Annotated in this window: 15 protein-coding genes; 11 read left to right on the forward strand and 4 right to left on the reverse strand. The window is 64.2% G+C overall.

Annotated features, from left to right (window positions below; genetic code table 11):
• Positions 1–531: 531 nt before the first annotated feature.
• Positions 532–1,401 (forward strand): NmrA family NAD(P)-binding protein, encoded by an 870-nt coding sequence (locus L0U84_RS26025; protein WP_233853958.1) that lies wholly within the window; start codon positions 532–534, stop codon positions 1,399–1,401.
• A gap of 122 nt (positions 1,402–1,523) precedes the next feature.
• Positions 1,524–2,300 (forward strand): AraC family transcriptional regulator, encoded by a 777-nt coding sequence (locus L0U84_RS26030; protein WP_233853961.1) that lies wholly within the window; start codon positions 1,524–1,526, stop codon positions 2,298–2,300.
• Between the two features lie 113 nt (positions 2,301–2,413).
• On the opposite strand, the gene L0U84_RS26035 is transcribed toward L0U84_RS26030, so the two are convergent.
• Entirely contained in the window at positions 2,414–4,015 is a 1,602-nt protein-coding gene (locus tag L0U84_RS26035; RefSeq protein ID WP_233853963.1) for a DHA2 family efflux MFS transporter permease subunit, read from the reverse strand.
• A gap of 299 nt (positions 4,016–4,314) precedes the next feature.
• On the opposite strand from L0U84_RS26035, the gene L0U84_RS26040 reads away from it, so the two are divergent.
• From L0U84_RS26040 to L0U84_RS26050, 3 genes are all read left to right on the forward strand, one after another.
• Positions 4,315–5,001, forward strand: a complete 687-nt coding sequence (locus L0U84_RS26040; protein ID WP_233853972.1) for an alpha/beta hydrolase — start codon at positions 4,315–4,317, stop codon at positions 4,999–5,001.
• Positions 5,002–5,190: 189 nt separating this feature from the next.
• The gene (locus tag L0U84_RS26045; RefSeq protein ID WP_233853974.1) at positions 5,191–6,243 is read left to right on the forward strand and encodes a rod shape-determining protein; all 1,053 of its coding nucleotides are present in this window, start codon (positions 5,191–5,193) and stop codon (positions 6,241–6,243) included.
• Between the two features lie 320 nt (positions 6,244–6,563).
• Positions 6,564–7,352, forward strand: a complete 789-nt coding sequence (locus L0U84_RS26050) for an alpha/beta fold hydrolase (RefSeq protein WP_233856811.1) — start codon at positions 6,564–6,566, stop codon at positions 7,350–7,352.
• Between the two features lie 66 nt (positions 7,353–7,418).
• Here the strand turns inward: L0U84_RS26050 and L0U84_RS26055 are convergent, their stop codons facing one another.
• The gene (locus L0U84_RS26055; RefSeq protein ID WP_233853975.1) at positions 7,419–7,820 is read right to left on the reverse strand and encodes a hypothetical protein; all 402 of its coding nucleotides are present in this window, start codon (positions 7,818–7,820) and stop codon (positions 7,419–7,421) included.
• Positions 7,821–8,230: 410 nt separating this feature from the next.
• Here L0U84_RS26055 and gltA point away from each other — a divergent pair, with 410 nt between their 5' ends.
• From gltA to L0U84_RS26075, 4 genes are all read left to right on the forward strand, one after another.
• Entirely contained in the window at positions 8,231–9,529 is a 1,299-nt protein-coding gene (gltA, locus tag L0U84_RS26060; RefSeq protein WP_233853977.1) for a citrate synthase, read from the forward strand.
• Between the two features lie 294 nt (positions 9,530–9,823).
• Positions 9,824–12,103 (forward strand): amylo-alpha-1,6-glucosidase, encoded by a 2,280-nt coding sequence (locus L0U84_RS26065; RefSeq protein WP_233856813.1) that lies wholly within the window; start codon positions 9,824–9,826, stop codon positions 12,101–12,103.
• Positions 12,100–12,726: a DUF429 domain-containing protein gene (locus L0U84_RS26070; RefSeq protein WP_233853979.1), complete on the forward strand. Its 627-nt coding sequence runs from the start codon at positions 12,100–12,102 to the stop codon at positions 12,724–12,726. Before L0U84_RS26065 ends, L0U84_RS26070 begins: the two co-directional genes overlap by 4 nt.
• A 59-nt stretch (positions 12,727–12,785) precedes the next feature.
• Positions 12,786–13,442, forward strand: a complete 657-nt coding sequence (locus L0U84_RS26075) for a hypothetical protein (RefSeq protein WP_233856816.1) — start codon at positions 12,786–12,788, stop codon at positions 13,440–13,442.
• A 112-nt stretch (positions 13,443–13,554) separates the two neighbouring features.
• On the opposite strand, the gene lhpH is transcribed toward L0U84_RS26075, so the two are convergent.
• Entirely contained in the window at positions 13,555–14,562 is a 1,008-nt protein-coding gene (gene lhpH / locus L0U84_RS26080; protein WP_233853981.1) for a trans-3-hydroxy-L-proline dehydratase, read from the reverse strand.
• 28 nt (positions 14,563–14,590) lie between these two features.
• On the reverse strand, positions 14,591–15,712 hold the full coding sequence (locus L0U84_RS26085) for a branched-chain amino acid ABC transporter substrate-binding protein (RefSeq protein WP_233853982.1): 1,122 nt from the start codon (positions 15,710–15,712) through the stop codon (positions 14,591–14,593).
• A 359-nt stretch (positions 15,713–16,071) separates the two neighbouring features.
• Here L0U84_RS26085 and L0U84_RS26090 point away from each other — a divergent pair, with 359 nt between their 5' ends.
• Together L0U84_RS26090 and L0U84_RS26095 are read left to right on the forward strand one after the other, a co-directional pair.
• Positions 16,072–16,794: a haloacid dehalogenase type II gene (locus L0U84_RS26090; RefSeq protein WP_233853987.1), complete on the forward strand. Its 723-nt coding sequence runs from the start codon at positions 16,072–16,074 to the stop codon at positions 16,792–16,794.
• 100 nt (positions 16,795–16,894) lie between these two features.
• The gene (locus L0U84_RS26095) at positions 16,895–17,947 is read left to right on the forward strand and encodes a LacI family DNA-binding transcriptional regulator (protein ID WP_233853990.1); all 1,053 of its coding nucleotides are present in this window, start codon (positions 16,895–16,897) and stop codon (positions 17,945–17,947) included.
• Positions 17,948–18,274 lie beyond the last annotated feature (327 nt).

The raw sequence follows: 18,274 nt of genomic DNA on the forward strand, positions 1-18,274 counted from the left end.
GCGGACGTCGGAGGCTGCGCCAGTAGCGTGCATCGAATCTGACAGGGGGTGGCATGGTAGGCGCCGGCCCCCACCTGCACTCAATCCCATCCGCAACAACGCACGCGGCTGCGCGGGTGAAAATCCATGAACTACGTTTCGGCTTCCATACCCGATTCGCAATGCTGCGTCCCCATTTAATGCGGCGCAGCACGAATTCGATGTGGCACTTTTTGTTGTCGCTCTCAGAAACGTTGTTGGTGGGCGATCCCGCAGACTTTGCGGAGCCGAAATCAATGCTGTCTCAGAAATCTCAGTTGCTGCCTCGAACCGTGCCCCTGTCTTATGCTTGAGCCCCCAACGGTGATAGCGGCCTTCCAATCAATTTTCCCCGCAGACTTTGATGTGTCTTCATAGCGATAAACCATGCGTCGACAGAAGATTTGATGACATCGAGTCACTAAACAAGTAACACTCGTGCCATCGCGGAATCGCCGCGCCACACCGAGAATGCCTCCCAACACGGCATCCGCCGTAATCAAGGAGAAGATGATGTTTGCAATTACCGGTGTGTCAGGGCAGGTGGGCGGCGCGGCGGCACGAGCGCTACTCGACGCGGGCCACGCAGTGCGCGCCGTGCTGCGCGACGAAAGCAAGGTGCCACCGTGGCGCGAGCGCGGCGCCGACGTGGCGATCGCGTCGTTCGACGATGCGATCGCGCTCACCGCCGCGTTTCGCGATACGGCCGGCGTGTTCGTGATGATCGCGCCGAACTTCGCGCCGCAGCCCGGCTATCCGAACGCGCATGCGGCGGCCGCGGTGCTGAAGGAAGCGTTGTCGAAGGCGCGGCCGGGACGGGTCGCGGCGTTGTCGTCGGTGGGCGGGCAGCGCGAAACGGGGCTCGGCCTCATCACGCAGGTGCATATTCTTGAACAGGCGCTCGCCGATCTGACGATTCCAACGGCGATTCTGCGGCCCGCCTGGTTCATGGAGAACTCACTGTGGGACATCGCACCGGCCCGCGCCTCCGGCGTGATGCCGAGCTATCTGCAGCCGCTCGAGCGGGCGTTTCCGATGGTCGCGACCGCCGATATCGGCGGCGTGGTCGCGCAGGCGCTCACGCAGTCGTGGCAGGGGCGGCGCGTGATCGAGATCGAGGGACCGCAGCGCTATACGCAGCGCGAGATCGCCGCGCTGCTCGCCGAGCTGCTCGGGCGGCCGGTCGAAGCGCGGACGGTGCCACGCGAGCAGTGGGAAGCGCAGTTTCAGGCACAAGGCACCGAGTGGCCCGCGCCGCGTATCGAGATGCTCGACGGTTTCAACTCGGGGTGGATCGATTTCGAGGACGGGGCGAACGAGCGGGTGGTCGGGACGACCTCGTATCGGACTGTGCTGGCGGAACTGCTGAGGCGGGCAGGGTAGGCCAGCCGTCGGGCGGGGCCGCGCTCACGGTTGCCGGAACCGATGAGATCGGCCCGCTGTCGAGCCACGCGCGCGTGCTAATCTTGCTCCCTTCGCGGACGTCCCGCGTCAGAGCAGACACCATGACGGAAGCCTTCGATCCGGACGGCATCGAGCAAGCGGTCTTCGTGGTCGGCGAGCGCCATGCGGCGCTGGACGAGCCGTGGCGCGCATATCGGCGCGCGCGACTGATTCACGTCACCGAAGGCGTGCTGACCGTGCGCACGGCGTCGGGCCGCTGGGTCGTGCCGCCCGCCCGCGCGCTGTGGATCGCCGCGAACACGCTGCACTGCCTGCACGCGACGCGGCCCGTGCGGTTGTATTCGCTCTACATCGCGACCGATTCCGCATTGGATGCCGCCGCCGATGCCGCGCCGCTGCCCACGCAAACCGGTGCGCTGATCCCCGACACACTCGTGCAGGCGCTGCTCGGGGCCGCGGCCGTTCTGCCGCTCGACCAACCACCCGATGAACCCGCCCGCCGTCTGCTGCAGGTGCTGCTGGATCGCGTCGCCGGCTTGCCGGCCGCACCGCTCGGCCTGAACTGGCCGGGCGATCCGCGCGCGCAGCGCATCGCCGAGGCGCTCAGCGCGAATCCCGCGCAATCGCTGGTGCTCGAGGAACTCGCCGCGGCTGCCGGCGTGACCGCGCGCACGGCCGCGCGTCTGTTCGCGAAGGAAACGGGGCAGACCTTCGGTCAATGGCGCCAGCAGTTGCGTCTGCTGGCCGCGCTCGAACATCTCGGCGCCGGCGAAAGCGTCACCCAGGTGGCGCTCGAAGTCGGCTACAACGACGTGTCGTCGTTTATCGCGGTGTTTCGCGATGCGTTCGGCGACACCCCGGCGCGCTATTTCCGCTGAGGCCGCTTCGCGATCACCCCGCGACCACCGCGCGACCACCGCGCGATCACCGCGCGATCACCGCGCGATCACCGCGCGAGCGTCGCCGTCGCGCGCAAACAAACCAATCCGCCTCAATGCGCGCCAGCCGCATCCGGTCCACCGCCGCCCTTGCCCGGCCGCGTGATCCAGATCAGCGGAATGATCAGCACGAAGATGATCGCCGACACGAAGAAGATGTCGTTCAGGCCCATCATCGCGGCCTGCGTGTTCACGGTGAAATCGAACAGCGCATTCGCCGATTGCGGATTCAGATGCAGCACGGACTGCGTGTTGTCGATCTGCTGCGCGAACAACGGGTTGTTGACCGACGCCTGCTCGGTGAGCCGTACGTGATGCAGAATCGTGCGGCTGTTCCAAGCGGTACCCGCGATCGACGTGCCCACCGCGCCGCAGAACACGCGCACGAAATTCGACAGACCCGCCGCCGCCGGAATCCGGCTTTGCGGCTGGCCGGACAGGATGATCGCCGTCAGCGGTACGAAGAACAGCGCCATCGGAATGCCTTGCAGCAGCGTCGGCAGCACGAGATGCCACGTGTCGATTTCGATCACGTACTTCGAGCGCATGTAGAACACGATTGCGAAGCCGACGAACGCGACCGTCGCGATCACGCGCGCGTCCGAGTGCGGCAGCACGCGGCCGAGGATCGGCGCAAGGATGATCGCGAAGATGCCGAGCGGCGCGGTGACGAGGCCGGCGTCGACCGAGCGGTAGTTCAGATACTCCTGCATCCATTGCGGCAGCAGCACGAGGTTGCCGAAGAACACCCCGTACGCGACCGAAATCGCGATCGTGCCGCCGAGAAAATTGCGCTGCTGAAAGAGTCGCAGATCGACGATCGGATGCTCCTCGGTCAGCTCCCAGACGAGGAAAAACGCAAAGCTGACCAGCGCGACGAGGCCGAGAATCGCAATCACCGGCGACGCAAACCAGTCGAGGTCCTTGCCCTTGTCGAGCATGATCTGCAGCGACGCGACCCACGTGATCAGCAGGCCGAGGCCGACCACGTCGATCGGCGGCTTGCGCGTCGGCGATTCGCGGGTGCGGTAGATCATCCAGGTGACGCCGGCCGCGAACAGGCCGACCGGGATGTTGATGTAGAAGATCCACGACCAGCTGTAGCTATCGGTGATCCAGCCGCCGAGCGCCGGGCCCGCGATCGGGCCGACGGTGGCGGTCATCGCCCACAGCGCGAGCGCGGTCGACGATTTCTCTTTCGGATACGAGCCGAGCAGGATCGCCTGCGACAACGGAATCAGCGGGCCGGCCACCGCGCCCTGAAATACGCGCGCGAGCAGCAGGATCGGCAGCGTCGGCGCGACGCCGCACAGCCATGACGCGAGCGTGAACGACAGGATCGCGCCGACGAACAGCTTCACCTGGCCGAAGCGCTGCGTAAGCCAGCCGGTCAGCGGAATCGCCACCGCGTTGGAGGCTGCGAACACGGTGATCACCCACGTGCCTTCGTCGACCGAGACGCCGAGGTTGCCCGCGATGGTCGGAATCGCCACGTTCGCGATCGACGTGTCGAGCACGTTCATGAACGTGGCGAGCGCAACCGCGATCGTCGCGAGAACCAGCCGGCCGCCTTCGAGAGGTGCGGGGGGCGGCGGTGGCGCGGGTGGCTGAGGCGGCGGCGACGCGGAATCAGGCGCGGCGTTGGGCTGGCTCAAACGGGTTTCTCCGGACGTTTTGCGGCGCACAGCGCGGACGGCCTGCGGACGGACGGCGAGGGCGCGCGGTTCGCCATGCAGGGTCGGCGCAGGGTGCCTCGGACAGAGCACCGCGGCGGCGGGTCCATCGATCGGCAAAAGCATACCCGCAATCGCTGGCCGGCGCCGACCACGGCCGCGGCCGTGGCCGATGCGGCTCCCGACGACGCGAACGCGGCCCGCGGCGTATGCTCGCGGCTGAGGCTGAATCACGACAGCCAGACCCGCGAACCCAATCCCACGGAAAAAAGGACACCACCATGAGCTGGCAGCAATTCGAACACGGCTGGCGGCGCGCGCCGCAACACGCATCGCAGGGTACGTCGAACGACGCGCCCGCGACGAGCCTCGTCGTGCTGATGCACGGCGTCGGCAGCAACGCGCGCGATCTGATGCCGCTCGCCGACATCTGGAGCGAGCACCTGCCCGGCACGGCCTTCGTGTCGCTGGACGGCACCGATCCGTTCGACGGCGGCTTCGGCGGTCGCCAGTGGTTCAGCCTGCGCGACGTCGACGAGGCGAACCGCGAAGCGCGCGTCGCCGCCGCCTATCCGGCGCTGCGCCGCGTGCTCGATGCCGAACTCGCGCATTGGCGGTTGTCTTTCGATCGCCTTGCATTGGTCGGCTTCTCGCAAGGTTCGATCATGGCGCTGCATCACGTCGCGTCGAGCGTGGAGGGCGCGGCGGGCGTGGTCGCGTATTCGGGGCGGCTCGCCTCGCCGATCGTGTCGTCGAACCACGCGACGCCGCTCACGCTGGTGCACGGCGAGGACGACGACGTGATCCCGGTGCGTGAACTCGAAGCCGCGGCCGACGCTTTCCAAGCCGCCGGCTATCCGGTCGACGCCTACATGCTGCCCGGCGTCGGCCACACGATCAACGCCGACGGCGTCGCGCTCGGCCGTGACGCGCTGGAACGCGCACTGGGCGGGCTGTCGCGCGATTGATACAACCCCTCTAGAAAGTGGCCCTAAAGATTCTGATTGGCTTGCCGTCATACGGGCAATAGCTTGAAAATCACCCCCGCCGCGCGGGAAGCGCAACGCCCAGCCGGGCGTATCGCGCGGTTTCGGGGTACCGGGGGCGCATTTCCAGACCGCCCGAGACGGCGGATAACGACACATCAGAGCCTTCTTATGGCCAGACCGACGCCGCATTACCCGCTCTTTGAGCGACTGTTCCGCCATTCCGTGGCGATGGATCTCGGCACGGCCAACACTCTCATCTATACCGACGACGGCGGCATCGTGCTGAACCAGCCGTCCGTCGTGTGCTTCGAGAAGCAGCCCGCGAGCGGGGCGAAACGGATCGCAGCGATCGGCGCCGAGGCGCGCCAGCTACTCGGCCGGGTGCCGCTGAATCTCGAAGCGGTGCGGCCGATGCGCCACGGCGTGATCGCCAACTTCTCTGCCGCCGAACACATGATCAAGCAATTCGTCGACATGGCGCGGCCGCGCTCGCTATTCAGCTGGCGCGCGGCATTCACGCTGTGCGTGCCGGCCGCGGCGACCCACGTCGAGCGCCGCGCGATCCGGGAGGCGGCCGAGGCGGCCGGCGCGTGGAAAGTCAACCTGATCGGTGAATCGTTTGCGTCCGCGCTCGGCGCGGGCCTGCCGGTGCGCGACGCGACCGGCTCGATGGTGGTCGACATCGGCGGCGGCACCACCGAGGTCGGCGTGATCGCGCTGGGCGGCACCGCGTATAGCGGCTCGGTGCGCGTCGGCGGCGACAATTTCGATGCGGCGATCATCAGCTACGTGCGCAATCTGTACGGCGTGCTGCTCGGCGAGCAGACCGCCGAGTACGTCAAGCGAAACATCGGCTCGGCCGTGCACGACGTGCCGCTCGCGCAGATGAACGCGACCGGCCGCAGCGTCGACGACGGCCTGCCGCGCACCGTGCAGTTGAGCAATCACGATATCTCCGAGGCGATCGAAGGGCCGTTGCGGCAGGTGATCGGCGCGGTCAAGCGCGGGCTCGAAATGGCGCCCGCCGAACTCCTGACGGACATCGCGCACACCGGCATCGTGCTGACCGGTGGCGGCGCGCTGCTCAGCAATCTGGGGCGGCGCTTGAGCGAGGAAACCGGGCTCGACGTGCACGTCGCCGACGAACCGCTGACCTGCGCGGTGCGAGGCGCGGGCGCGGCGGCCGCGGCGGGTTTGGTCGAGGAAGCCGGGGGCGAGTGAGCAGGGGCGGGTGCTCGGGCCTGCACTCAGGCCCGTATTCGGGTCTGTGCTCGGGCGCGTGGTGGCTCAGCGATTGGTCATCCGTCAGGGTGCGCCGGATTCGCATTGGGTCGGAGCGCTGATCAGGCGACGGCCCGACGCGTCGCTGACGCTTATGTGACAATAGGCATCGCGTCCCATTTTCCCAACGCCTGTTGCCGGCTGCGTGCGCATTCGCGTGCCGATGCCGCGCTGTCCGTAGATCACCCGTGAATCAATCCGCTTCCGCTTCGTCCCTGTCGGCATCGCCATCCTTCATCGAACTACGCAGCGGCTTGCGCATGCCTTACGTCGAGGCCGGCGGCGGCGAATTGCTGCTGTTCGTGCACGGCTCGTTGTGCGACTACCGCTACTGGCAGCCGCAACTGGCCGGCCTGTCGAAGCGCTATCGCTGCGTCGCGGTCAGTCTCACGCATTACTGGCCGGTAACCGATAGCGCGGCGGACCATCCGTTCAGCTGGAGCGATCACGCGGACGAAGTGGCGGAGTTCATAGCCCGTTTCGGCGCGGGGCCCGCGCATGTGGTCGGGCATTCGCGCGGCGGCTGCGTCGCCTATCATTTCGCGCGACGCCATTCCGAGCACGTGCGCACACTGACGCTCGCCGATCCCGGTGGCCCGTTGCAGATCGCCGGACGTCCGCCTGCGAGCCTGCCGGAGACGGTCAACGCATTGCGTGCGAAAGCGGCCGAGCTGATCGAACGCGGCGAGGTCGACGCAGGCTTGCAACTGTTCGTCGACTCGGTGAGCCGCCCCGGCTTCTGGGCGATGAGCACTCCCGGCTTTCGCCGCATGGCAACCGACAACGCGCACACGCTCGCGCGGCAATTCCGCGATCCGCTGCCCGCCTACGTGCCCGAGGACGCGGCCGACCTGCGCTGCCCGGTGCTGCTGATCGATGGCGAAAAGAGTCCCGACATGTTCCACCGCACGGTGAGCGCGTTGCAGCGATGGCTGCCGGATGCGCGCCGCGAAACGGTACGCGGTGCGTCGCACGGTATGAACCTTGCGCATCCGTCCGCATTCAATCGCTACGTCGATGAATTCATTCAGGCGATGAGCGCGCTCTGAAGCAGTGCGGCGAATCTCGAGGGCAATCGGCCTGCGCGCGCCGCCGCCGATCTCCCGTTGACTGCATCAGGACTTGCGGTGCGCGTCCTTGTCGAGCGCGCGTTCGGCCGCTTCGCCGACGAGCCCGTGATAGTACAGATGCACCCCGATCGCGAGCGAGTCGTTGCGGATTTCGTGGAACACCTTCCACGCCTTTACCGGGTCCTTGAACAGCAGATAGTGCGCTTCCTGCGCGATCAGATCCGCGACTTCATGCAGGCCGTGTCCGTGCAGCACGTCGACGAGCGTGTCGAGACTGCGATGCGTGCGCGCGTCGGTGCGCGGATAGAGCATGTGCAGCACCGCGACGTCCTGCGTCTTCAGCGCCGCCGACAATGCGACGACGATGTCCTGATGATTGAGCGCGGTGACCGTGTGGCTTTCGGTATGGACATGATCCGGAAACAGCGTTTCGAGAGAGGCATTCATTTGTATTCGTCCTGCTTTTCGGTGTGATCAAAAAAGCCCGCTTCGAATCGCGGGCCGCAAGCATCAATGCACGGATCGAGTATCGCAGATGGATCGAGGCCGACGCAGTGTGCTGGCAGCAAAACATTGTTGCTATTGGTGTTCCGACTTTCGTGCAACTTTCAGCGGCTTCGCGATGCACGCATGCGCATCGCTCGCGAATGCACGCGCCGCGTGGCGACAACGAATGTTGCGCACACGGAGATGGTCTGTTGCGAGCAATCGACGCAATCAACGACACGTCGAGCCGTAGAATGCGCAGCGGAGCCTGGGCATGCCCGTACCTCTTCGAGAGCGCCTTTATCGCGTCTCGCGGTACGACTGCGTTGCATGCCGGCACTTGTGCGGTATCAAGCAAAAGGAAGATGTAGATGAACTCGAAGTCACACGCAACGCTGAGCTTCTCCGACAGCGACCAGACCATCGATCTGCCGATCTATCAGGGCTCGCTGGGCCCCGACGTCATCGACATCCGCAAGCTGTACGGCCAGACCGGCAAATTCACATACGATCCCGGCTTTATGTCGACGGCGGCGTGCAACTCCGAAATCACGTATATCGACGGCGACAAGGGCGAACTGCTGTACCGCGGCTATCCGATCGACAACCTCGCGCAGAACGCCGACTTCCTCGAAACCTGCTACCTGCTGCTGAAGGGCGAGCTACCGAACGCGCAGCAGAAAGAAGAGTTCGAGAACACCGTCACGCAGCACACGATGGTGCACGAGCAGATGCACTTCTTCTTCCGCGGCTTCCGTCGCGACGCGCACCCGATGGCGATTCTGGTCGCGGCGGTCGGCGCGCTGTCCGCGTTCTATCACGACTCGCTCGACATCACGAACCAGCAGCATCGCGACGTGTCGGCGATCCGCATGATCGCGAAGCTGCCCACGCTGGTCGCGATGGCGTACAAGTACAGCGTCGGTCAACCGTTCGTCTATCCGAAGAACGATCTGTCGTACAGCGCGAACTTCATGCGCATGATGTTCGCGAACCCGGCCGAGGAGTACCAGGTCAACGACGTGCTGGTGCGCGCGCTCGACCGCATCCTGATCCTGCACGCGGACCACGAGCAGAACGCGTCGACGTCGACCGTGCGTCTCGCCGGTTCGTCGGGCGCGAATCCGTTCGCGTGCATCGCGGCGGGTATCGCGTGTTTGTGGGGCCCGGCGCACGGCGGCGCGAACGAAGCCGCGCTGAACATGCTGGAAGAAATCGGCTCGGTCGACAACATCCCCGACTTCATCGCGAAGGTGAAGGACAAGAATTCGGGCGTGAAGCTGATGGGCTTTGGCCACCGCGTGTACAAGAACTACGATCCGCGCGCGAAGCTGATGCGCGAAACCTGCCACGAAGTGCTCGAAGAACTGGGCCTGCATGACGACCCGCTGTTCAAGCTCGCAATGGCGCTGGAAAAGATCGCGCTCGAAGACGAATACTTCGTGTCGCGCAAGCTGTACCCGAACGTCGACTTCTACTCGGGCATCGTGCAGCGCGCGCTGGGCATTCCGACGTCGATGTTCACGTGTATCTTCGCGATGGCGCGTACGGTCGGCTGGATCGCGCAGTGGAACGAAATGATCGCCGATCCCGAGCAGAAGATCGGCCGTCCGCGTCAGCTGTTCATCGGTGAGACGCTGCGCGAAGCGAAGCCGGTCGCGAAACGGTAACAGACCCGACAGGACGCTCCATCAAGCGTTCATCGAGGTTCCCGGACCCACGGCTCACGAGGCCGTGGGTTTTTTTGCGTTCCGCGCATTCCTCACGCCTGCACGTCCTGTGCCACTAGAAGCGCCAAAAAAAACGGCGCAAAAAGCTGAAACTCCGACGCGATAAGATCGTCTCACGCGCACGGAGCCTCTACAATCGGATGGGCCGGCCAACCGGGGGCCGGCCGGCGGCAAATCCGAGGCGAGACCCGAAGTGCAACTGAACGCAGCAGCGAATTCATAGGAGCGACCTTGATACAGCAGCCAGAAGCCCTCGGCGGGCTGACCCACTCGGGCGGTGTCGATCATCGCGAGCCCGAGCAGGACGGCGTCTTCATCCCGACGGAAAACCTCAACGTCGCGAGCGCCACGCAGCACGTGCTCAAGTCGGGCGACACTTTCATCGTCAACGATCCGCTCGGTGATATCACCGGCCACGACGACGGCCTGTTCGTCAACGACACGCGCGTGATGTCGCAACTGCGCCTGACCTTCGGCGGCCGCGCGCCGTCGCTGCTGTCGGGCAGCGTCAGCAGCGACAACACCACGTTTACCGCTCACCTGACCAACCGCCCGCTGCCGCCGCTCGGCGGCAGCAGCACGCCCGAGGGCGTGATCCACGTCGAACGCGTGCGCGTGCTGTCGGGCACCGTGCTCAACGAGGCGATCGAGCTCACGAACTACGGCACCAGCGATGCGACCGTGCCGCTGTCCATTTCGTTTTCCAGCGACTTCCGCGACATGTTCGAAGTGCGCGGCCTGAAGCGCGACAAACAGGGTCGCGTCCAGCCCGCGCGGATCGAGAATCAGGAGGTGCTGCTCGGCTATATCGGTCTCGACGACGTGGCGCGCAACGTGCAAATCGCGTTCTCGCCGCAGCCGGACAAGCTGTTCGCCGACCGCGCCGACTACACCGTCAAGCTGCCCGCGCAGGCGTGCGTGTCGCTTTATCTGTCGGTGTCGGTGCACGTCGTGCCGATGACCGGCAAGCCCGGCGCCGACGTGTCGCAGCCGATGCATGCGCTCAGTGAGGCGCATATGTCGCAGATCGATACCGAGCGTCCCCGCGTCGGCCGCGCGGCGGTACGCGCCGCACAGGTGGACGCGCATCTGGTGATGCGCGAGCGACGCAACGCGAGCGCGCGCGTGCGTTCGAGCAACCCGCTGTTCAACGCGTGGATCGACCGCTCGTTCGCCGACCTCGGCCTGCTGACGACGGATCTCGCGACCGGCCCATACCCGTACGCGGGCATCCCATGGTTTTCGACCCCGTTCGGCCGCGACGCGGTGATCACGTCGCTGCAGACTCTGTGGCTGCAGCCGCATCTCGCGGCCGGCGTGCTGCGCTTTCTCGCCGAGCACCAGGCGCGCGAGAACTCGCCGTTTCGCGACGCCGCGCCGGGCAAGATCATGCACGAGATGCGCAAGGGCGAAATGGCCGCGGCCGGCGAAGTGCCGTTCGCGCTGTACTACGGCGGCGTCGACACCACGCCGTTATTCATCGTGCTGGCGGGCGCCTACGCGGCCCGCACCGGCGACGTCGCGCTGATCGACGAACTATGGCCCGCGCTCGAACGCGCGGCGCAGTGGGTCGCGGGCGTGTGCGACAAGAACCGGCACGGACTGCTCGATTACCAGCGCGAATCGGATGGCGGCCTCGCGAACCAGGGCTGGAAGGACAGTCACGATTCGGTGTTCCATGCGGACGGACGCTTCCCCGACGGTCCGATCGCGCTCGTCGAAGTGCAGGCCTATGCGAGCGCCGCGTTCGACACGATGGCTCACTACGCCAAACTGCGCGGCCTGCGCGACGCGGCCGCGCAATATGCGGAGCGTGCGAAGAAGATCCGCCGCTGCGTCGAAGAAAAGTTCTGGATGGACGAGGTCGGCTTTTACGGCATCGCGCTCGACGGTCATGGCGAGTTGTGTCGCGTGATGGCATCGAACGCGGGGCATCTGCTGGCGTTCGGTCTGCCCACCCGCGAGCGCGGCGAAGCGGTGGTGCGCGCGCTCGACTCGACGTTGTTCCATACCGGCTGGGGCGTGCGCACGCTGGCCGCGAGCCAGGCGCGCTTCAATCCGATGGCGTATCACAACGGCTCGGTCTGGCCGCACGACAACGCGCTGTGCGCGCGCGGGCTGTCGCGCTATGGCGGCAAGGCGTCGGCCGTGAAGCTGCTGCAGGCGCTGTTTCAGGCCGCGGTCAATTTCGACATGCGCCTGCCCGAACTGTTCTGCGGCTTCCCGCGTCGCCGCGGCGAGCCGCCCACGGCCTATCCGGTCGCGTGTTTGCCGCAGGCGTGGGCGGCGGGCTCGCCGTTCATGATGCTCGAGGCGTGTCTGGGCATCACGATCGATGCCGAGCGCCGCGAAGTGCTGATCGAACAGCCAATGCTTCCTGAAGGAATCGACTGGCTCGAAGTCAGCGATCTGCGGGTCGGAGATGCATCGGTGACGATCACGTTCCGACGGATCGGCGAGAAGGTGGTGGCGTCGGCGGAGCAGGGCGACGTGAGGGTGGTGGCGCTGCTTTGACGCCTCACGTCGTAGCTGGCATCGATATCGGCGGTGACCGGAAGGGTAACCATCTGGTCATCCTGCGCGGCACCGAGATGGTGTGCAATCTCGGCCACTCGACTCCCGAACAGATGCTCGAGCGGTGTCGCGCACACGAGGTGGCGGCGGTGGGTATCGACGCGCCGTGCCGTTGGCGAACGGGTGCCGCGGGACGGCTAGCGGAGAAGGCACTCGCGCGGCAGCGAATCTTTTCGTTTGCGACGCCGGCACGCGAACTGGCGATGGCCAGCAAAAGCGGCTTCTATGGATGGATGTTCAACGGCGAGCGCGTCTACGACGCGTTCGCCGCGCGCTTTCCGCTTTTCAGTGGCGGCGAAAAAATCACGGGCCGGGTGTGCTTCGAAACGTTCCCCCACGCGATCACCTGCGCATTTCTCGGGACGGACGTCGCATCCGCGAAGCAAAAAGGCCCGCAGCGCCGGGCAATCCTCGCTCGGGAAGGCATCGACACAGCGCCGCTGAGATCGATCGACGATGTCGACGCGGCGCTATGCGCGTTGGCGGCACGTTATCTGCTGGAAGGCAGAGTCGATACATACGGTGACGAGTCGGGCGGATTCATCGTGGTGCCCAGACTTTGACACTCACATCGGGAGGACGGGTGCATCCAGCACGACGATTTGGGGTAGTGCTGCTATCCATGGCAGCGTTGGGTTCGACCGCGGCATCGGCGAACGACATTCAGTGTGCGACCACGCGGCAACCCGCCGAGCGCGTCATTTGCGATCACGCGATCCTGAACAACGAGTACGACGATATCTTCGCGCAGCAACAGGCTCTTCTGAGCAGCGGGAAACTCTCGGCCGCGCAACTGGCGCAATGGCGACAGGCGCGCAACGCCTGTATCGACGTGCACTGCGTGGATGGCGTTTTTGATAAGTGGAAGACGATGGCCCGGTCGGTCCAGGCCGGTCCTCAGGCGGCCGCGCCTGTCGTGACGGCTTCGGAAACGGCGATGGCCCCTGTCGGACCGAATCCGGAGGCGCCTCCTGTCGCGTCCGCGGACGAAGTGTCGCCGACGTCGCAGGCGTTGCCGACATCGGAAGCCACTCTTGTGCGGCAAGGCAGTGCCGCCGGTGTGGCGCTTCCGCAGCCGGTCGCGCCGGAGGCTTCCGCGCCCGCGGCTGCGTCGGCGGTGCCCGGTGAGCGTGCTTCAAGCAGCATGACCGGTATGGCCGGCATGGGTGGCGGCCTGATCGCAGTCCTGCTCGTCGCGCTCGGAGCCGGTGTGTTCTTCGCGCTGCGGAACCGGTGCAGTGCGACTGCAAAGAGGACGCAAGGCAAGAACGGGCGATGAAAAGTGTCATCGAACACCGGGTTTGCGTCATTCGGGCCGCTCGATTCGCCAATCAAAAAACGCGGAATGCCGGTCACGGCGTTCCGCGCTCAAAGCAACTGCCAGGCGCCGCTTAGCGGACGAGGAAACCGTAAGTCAACGGGTCACGCTCGTCCACGAGCCAGGTTGCGAAACCGCAAACATATGCGTTGCCCTGAACCTCGGGGATGACAGCCTTGAAGTCGCCGACGCTCGTCTCACCGAGTACCCGTCCCTTGAAGACCGTGCCGATGATGGACTCATTGACGAGCGTCTCGTGTTTGGCCAGTTCGCCGCGCAGATAGAGTTGCGCGACGCGTCCGCCCGTGCCTGAGCCGGTGGGTGAACGGTCCACCTCACGGTCGGCGAACACGCAGCAGTTGGCTTGTGTCGAGCCTTCGTGCCGCGGTGCATTGGCAATGATGGTCCCGTAGATGTGGTTGATTTCCGGGATGTCCGGATGCTCAACCGGGTACGCCTCGTTTGCGGCTTTTTTTACCTCGGCGCCAAACCTGATGAGTTCCTCGACAGAAGACTCCCGGACTGCGAGACCGTGCGGCGCACCGTCCGTATAGAAGTAGAAGGCGCCACCGAAGGCGATGTCACCTTTTACCGTTCCAAACGACGGCGTCTCGACCGTGACATCCCGTTTCCAGATGAACGATGGGACGTTCACGAACCGCACATTGCCCGCGTGTTCACCATCCCATTGCACGAACGCCTCGATGAAACCGCACGGAGCGTCGATGCCGATTCGTGTCTCGGGAATCTGGCGCTGAACCCAGCCCAACTCGACCGCCGCGGTGGACAGCGCGATGACGCCATGTCCGCAGTGGTCGCTGTAACCCTCGTTGTGCACGAAGATGATGCCGAAGTCCGCGGTGGGACTAACGGGTTCGGTCAGGTATCCGCCATACATGTCGGCATGACCGCGCGGTTCGAACATCAGCGCGGTACGAATTTCGTCGGCGTTCTCCTTCAGCCACGCTCGACGCTTCACGATGGTGTCACCGGGCAGACGAGGAAGCCCGCTCGTCACGATACGGAACGCTTCGCCGCCGGTATGAACCTCGACTGTCGAAATGGTGCGAGTGATTTTCATGTGTGGGTTGGGGTTGGTCGATTGAACGTCACTGACCGTACGGCACCGGAAGGCCGTTCTTGATGACGTAGACGGTCGTGGGCGCGCCCTTCAGATCGCCGTTTTCATCGAAAGAGTAGGTGCCTGCCACGCCCTTATAGTTGGTCTTTGCCAACTGGGCGGTGAGCTTTGCCTTGTCGGTCGTGGTCCCCGCTTTGACCATCGCATCGGCCAGCAGTTTTACGCCGTCGTAATAGCTGACCGCATAGACCTGCGTGTCGGTGTTGAAGGCGGCCTTGTATTTCTGCAGAAACTCACGGCCGGCTGGAGTCTTGTCGAGCGCGATCCCGCCCTGGGCGCAATACACGATCGACGCCGCGTCGCCGGCAACCTTGCCCATGTCGGCCGAGCAAATGCCATCACCGCCCAGCAGCTTGGCTCGCAGCCCGCGTGCACGCATCTGCTTGGCCATCGGCGCGCCTTGAGCGGCGTACCCGCCGAAGAAGACGACATCCGGATTTTTGGCCTTGATGCTGGTGAGAATGCCCAGGAAGTCAGTCGCCGACGAGTTCGTGAACTGCTGGTCCACGATCTGAATACCGTTCGCCTTGGCCTCCTTGATGAACTGCTCGGCCACACCTTGCCCATAGGCCGTGCGGTCGTCGATCACCGCGGCGGTCTTGGCCTTCAATGTCTTGGCCGCGAACTCACCCATCGTCCCGCCTAGCTGCTCGTCGCTCGCGCCGATCCGGAAGATGTTCTTGAAGCCTTGCTTCGTCAGCGCCGGATTGGAGGCAACCGGCAGCATCGGTACCCCGCCGGTGTTGTAGACGCGCGATGCCGGAATAGCCACACCTGAGTTGTACGGGCCCAGCACAGCAATCACGCCGCTGTCGACCAGTTTCTGCGCGACCTGAACGCCGATCTTCGGGTCTGCCTGGTCGTCTTCGGAGTCCAGTTTGAACGTTACTTTCTGGCCGTTAACCGTGACACCGCTCTTGTTGAGTTCATCGATAGCGAGGCGGGCGCCGTTCTCGTTGTCCTTTCCGTTCGGCGCCTGTGGGCCCGTAAGCGGAGCCGAGTGACCGAGGGTGACCACCGATTGAGCGTTGGCCGATGCGGTGATGCCGGCGGCTGTCAGGACAGCCATTGTTATGACGAGGGGGCGCATAAAGTCTCCAAGTATTGGACCGGGGTTAGAGCAGATTAGCTCCGCTTCTGCGCGGGTTCAACCTTTGCGCATTCGCAACTCGGTGGCGAATATCTCCCGATTCCTTGGCAGGCGAGATGTTGCCGGCATGCTTGCCGCTGTGGCGCATGACTCGCCGTGGCCGCGAACCGGATTTCGTCAGCACGGTCGCATTCGGGAAAACGCCAGGGTTTGCGAGCCAATCGGAGAGCACGCGAGAGGTCGGTTTCGAGTTGTGCCGAGACGGTGAAGCTGTTGTTTCGCCGCTGCATTAAAGTTCTGGTTGCGGCGCTTGCTCAATCCATTGTGGTTCTCGTCATGGACATCTGATAGGAGGAGTCGTGAAACTGACCGATTTCGACACACTGACTTTTGACTGCTACGGCACCCTGATCGACTGGGAGAGTGGCATCTTTGAAGGCCTGAAACCTCTGCTGGAGCGAGCCGGTACGCCGCTCACGCGTGACCAGGTTCTGGAAGCCCACGCGCGCCACGAGTCGTCGCAGCAGAGCTTCACGCCCGCGAAGCGCTATCAGGACCTGCTGCCGATCGTGTACAAGCGCATGGCAGAAGAATGGGGCTTGCCCTATACCCACGATGAATGCGTGGCGTACGGCCGGTCGATCAGAAACTGGCCGGCATTCGCCGATTCCGCAGCCGCGCTGCAGTATCTGAAGAAGCACTACAAGCTTGTCATCCTGTCGAATATCGACAACGAAAGCTTCACCTTCAGCAACGCCAAACTGCAGGTTGAGTTCGACGCCATCATCACAGCAGAAGACGTCGGCTCTTACAAACCGTCGCCACGCAACTTCGCGTACATGCTCGAGAAGCTCAATGACCGCGGCATCAGGAAGGAGAAAATCCTTCACACGGCAGAAAGCCTTTTCCATGACCACAAGCCTGCAAACGGGTTCGGCCTGGCGTCGTGCTGGATTTACCGCCGTCATTCGCAGCCTGGCTTTGGCGCGACGATGAATCCGGGCTCGCAGCCGAACATCGACTTCCGCTTCGACAGCATGGCGGACTTTGTCAACGCGCATCGGGAAGCGCTGGTGAAGTGAGTCGGTGGCTGGCGAACTAAAGCTGTCTTGACGTGATATGCATCGCGCATTCGGGTTTCCCCTCTTTGAAAGCGCTTTCAGAGTCGACTACGCTTGGCTCATGAAAGTTACCGATCCCACCCCGCCCAACGTCAAGCTCGAAGAGATCGCGCGTGCCGCGGGCGTTTCTCCGAGCACGGTATCGCGAATCCTCAACGGAACGGTCCGAGTGTCGCCGGAGAAGCGGGAGGCTGTTGAACAGGCGATAGCGCGGTTCAACTATCGGCCGAACGTGCTCGCCCGCAGTCTTGCCAGCGGCAAGACCGACACCATCGGGGTGCTGACGCAAACCGTCGCGAGCCCGTTTTACGCCGAGTGGCTTCGCGGTATCGAAGACGCGCTGCATGAGCCGGGATTCACCCCGGTATTCGTCAGCAGTCGTTGGAGTGTCGAGGAGGAGCGTGCCCGCATCGAGCAGTTCATCGCGCGGCGTGTCGACGGCATCGTCATTCTGCACGGCCAACTCGATGAGGACTGTCTCGTGGAATTCTCCCGGCAAACGCCCATCGTCGTTCTGGGGCGCGAGTTTGACGACGCTCCGACGCTGGCCGGCTTCCCCATCGATAACGTGCAGGGCGCGTGCGATGCGACGCGGCACCTGATCGCCCAGGGTCATCGCAAGATTGCTTTTATCGCGGGTCCGATGAGCCACGCCGATGCGGTCGACCGGCTGGTCGGCTACCGCATGGCGCTCGAGGAAGCAGGCATTGGCTTCGATAGCGTTCGCGTCGAGCAGGGCGACTTTCTCGAATCTGGCGGCGTGATCGCCATGGAACGCCTGTTCGAACGGCGGGTCGGCTTTACCGCGGTATTTTGCGCGAACGACCAGACTGCTTACGGGGCACGTCTGGTCCTTCATCGGCGCGGCCTGCGCGTGCCGGAAGATGTATCGCTAGTCGGATTCGACGACGTGCCGACCTCACAGTACGTCACGCCGCCGCTCACCACGGTGCGCCAGCCGATCTATGAAATGGGCTGTCAAGCGGCCGAAGCGATTGTGCGACTGATCCGCAAGGAGCCCGTTACGCTGAGCGTGGCCCCGCTGAGCCTGATCGTGCGGGAAACCACTTGCGCCGTGCGGTCCTCCGAACCAAAAACAAACTCCATAGGCTGATTTTTTGACGGCGTAGCCCGTGATGGGCAAAAGCTGCCGAGTTATGAAAGCGCTTTCATATAACTAATATATTAGTACAACATTGCAATGAATATCGAGCGTGGGGCCAATGACGGCACAAACCGTCCAGCTATGAAAGCGCTTTCAGAAGGGCAGTAGCTGAGAGCAACCTGGTACTGAAACAGGAGGGAAGTCGATGCGCAGACGGCTCGTCTGGTAGCCGCGGGAGCATGTCCGACATAACGGGTGGTCTTGGCATCGAGCATTTTTTTTGAATGAGAAGGGGTTGCGGCTATGCAACCCTTTGGCGGTCTGATGATTGTGCTC

The organism is Paraburkholderia sp. HD33-4 (assembly GCF_021390635.1).
Classification (GTDB): domain Bacteria; phylum Pseudomonadota; class Gammaproteobacteria; order Burkholderiales; family Burkholderiaceae; genus Paraburkholderia.

Coding starts and splice junctions, on each gene's coding strand:
- L0U84_RS26045 (WP_233853974.1), top strand. CDS start 5,191: ATGGCCAGACCGACGCCGCATTACCCGCTCTTTGAGCGACTGTTCCGC.
- L0U84_RS26050 (WP_233856811.1), top strand. CDS start 6,564: ATGCCTTACGTCGAGGCCGGCGGCGGCGAATTGCTGCTGTTCGTGCAC.
- gltA (WP_233853977.1), top strand. CDS start 8,231: ATGAACTCGAAGTCACACGCAACGCTGAGCTTCTCCGACAGCGACCAG.
- L0U84_RS26040 (WP_233853972.1), top strand. CDS start 4,315: ATGAGCTGGCAGCAATTCGAACACGGCTGGCGGCGCGCGCCGCAACAC.
- L0U84_RS26030 (WP_233853961.1), top strand. CDS start 1,524: ATGACGGAAGCCTTCGATCCGGACGGCATCGAGCAAGCGGTCTTCGTG.
- L0U84_RS26085 (WP_233853982.1), bottom strand. CDS start 15,712: ATGCGCCCCCTCGTCATAACAATGGCTGTCCTGACAGCCGCCGGCATC.
- L0U84_RS26055 (WP_233853975.1), bottom strand. CDS start 7,820: ATGAATGCCTCTCTCGAAACGCTGTTTCCGGATCATGTCCATACCGAA.
- lhpH (WP_233853981.1), bottom strand. CDS start 14,562: ATGAAAATCACTCGCACCATTTCGACAGTCGAGGTTCATACCGGCGGC.
- L0U84_RS26095 (WP_233853990.1), top strand. CDS start 16,895: ATGAAAGTTACCGATCCCACCCCGCCCAACGTCAAGCTCGAAGAGATC.
- L0U84_RS26025 (WP_233853958.1), top strand. CDS start 532: ATGTTTGCAATTACCGGTGTGTCAGGGCAGGTGGGCGGCGCGGCGGCA.
- L0U84_RS26075 (WP_233856816.1), top strand. CDS start 12,786: ATGGCAGCGTTGGGTTCGACCGCGGCATCGGCGAACGACATTCAGTGT.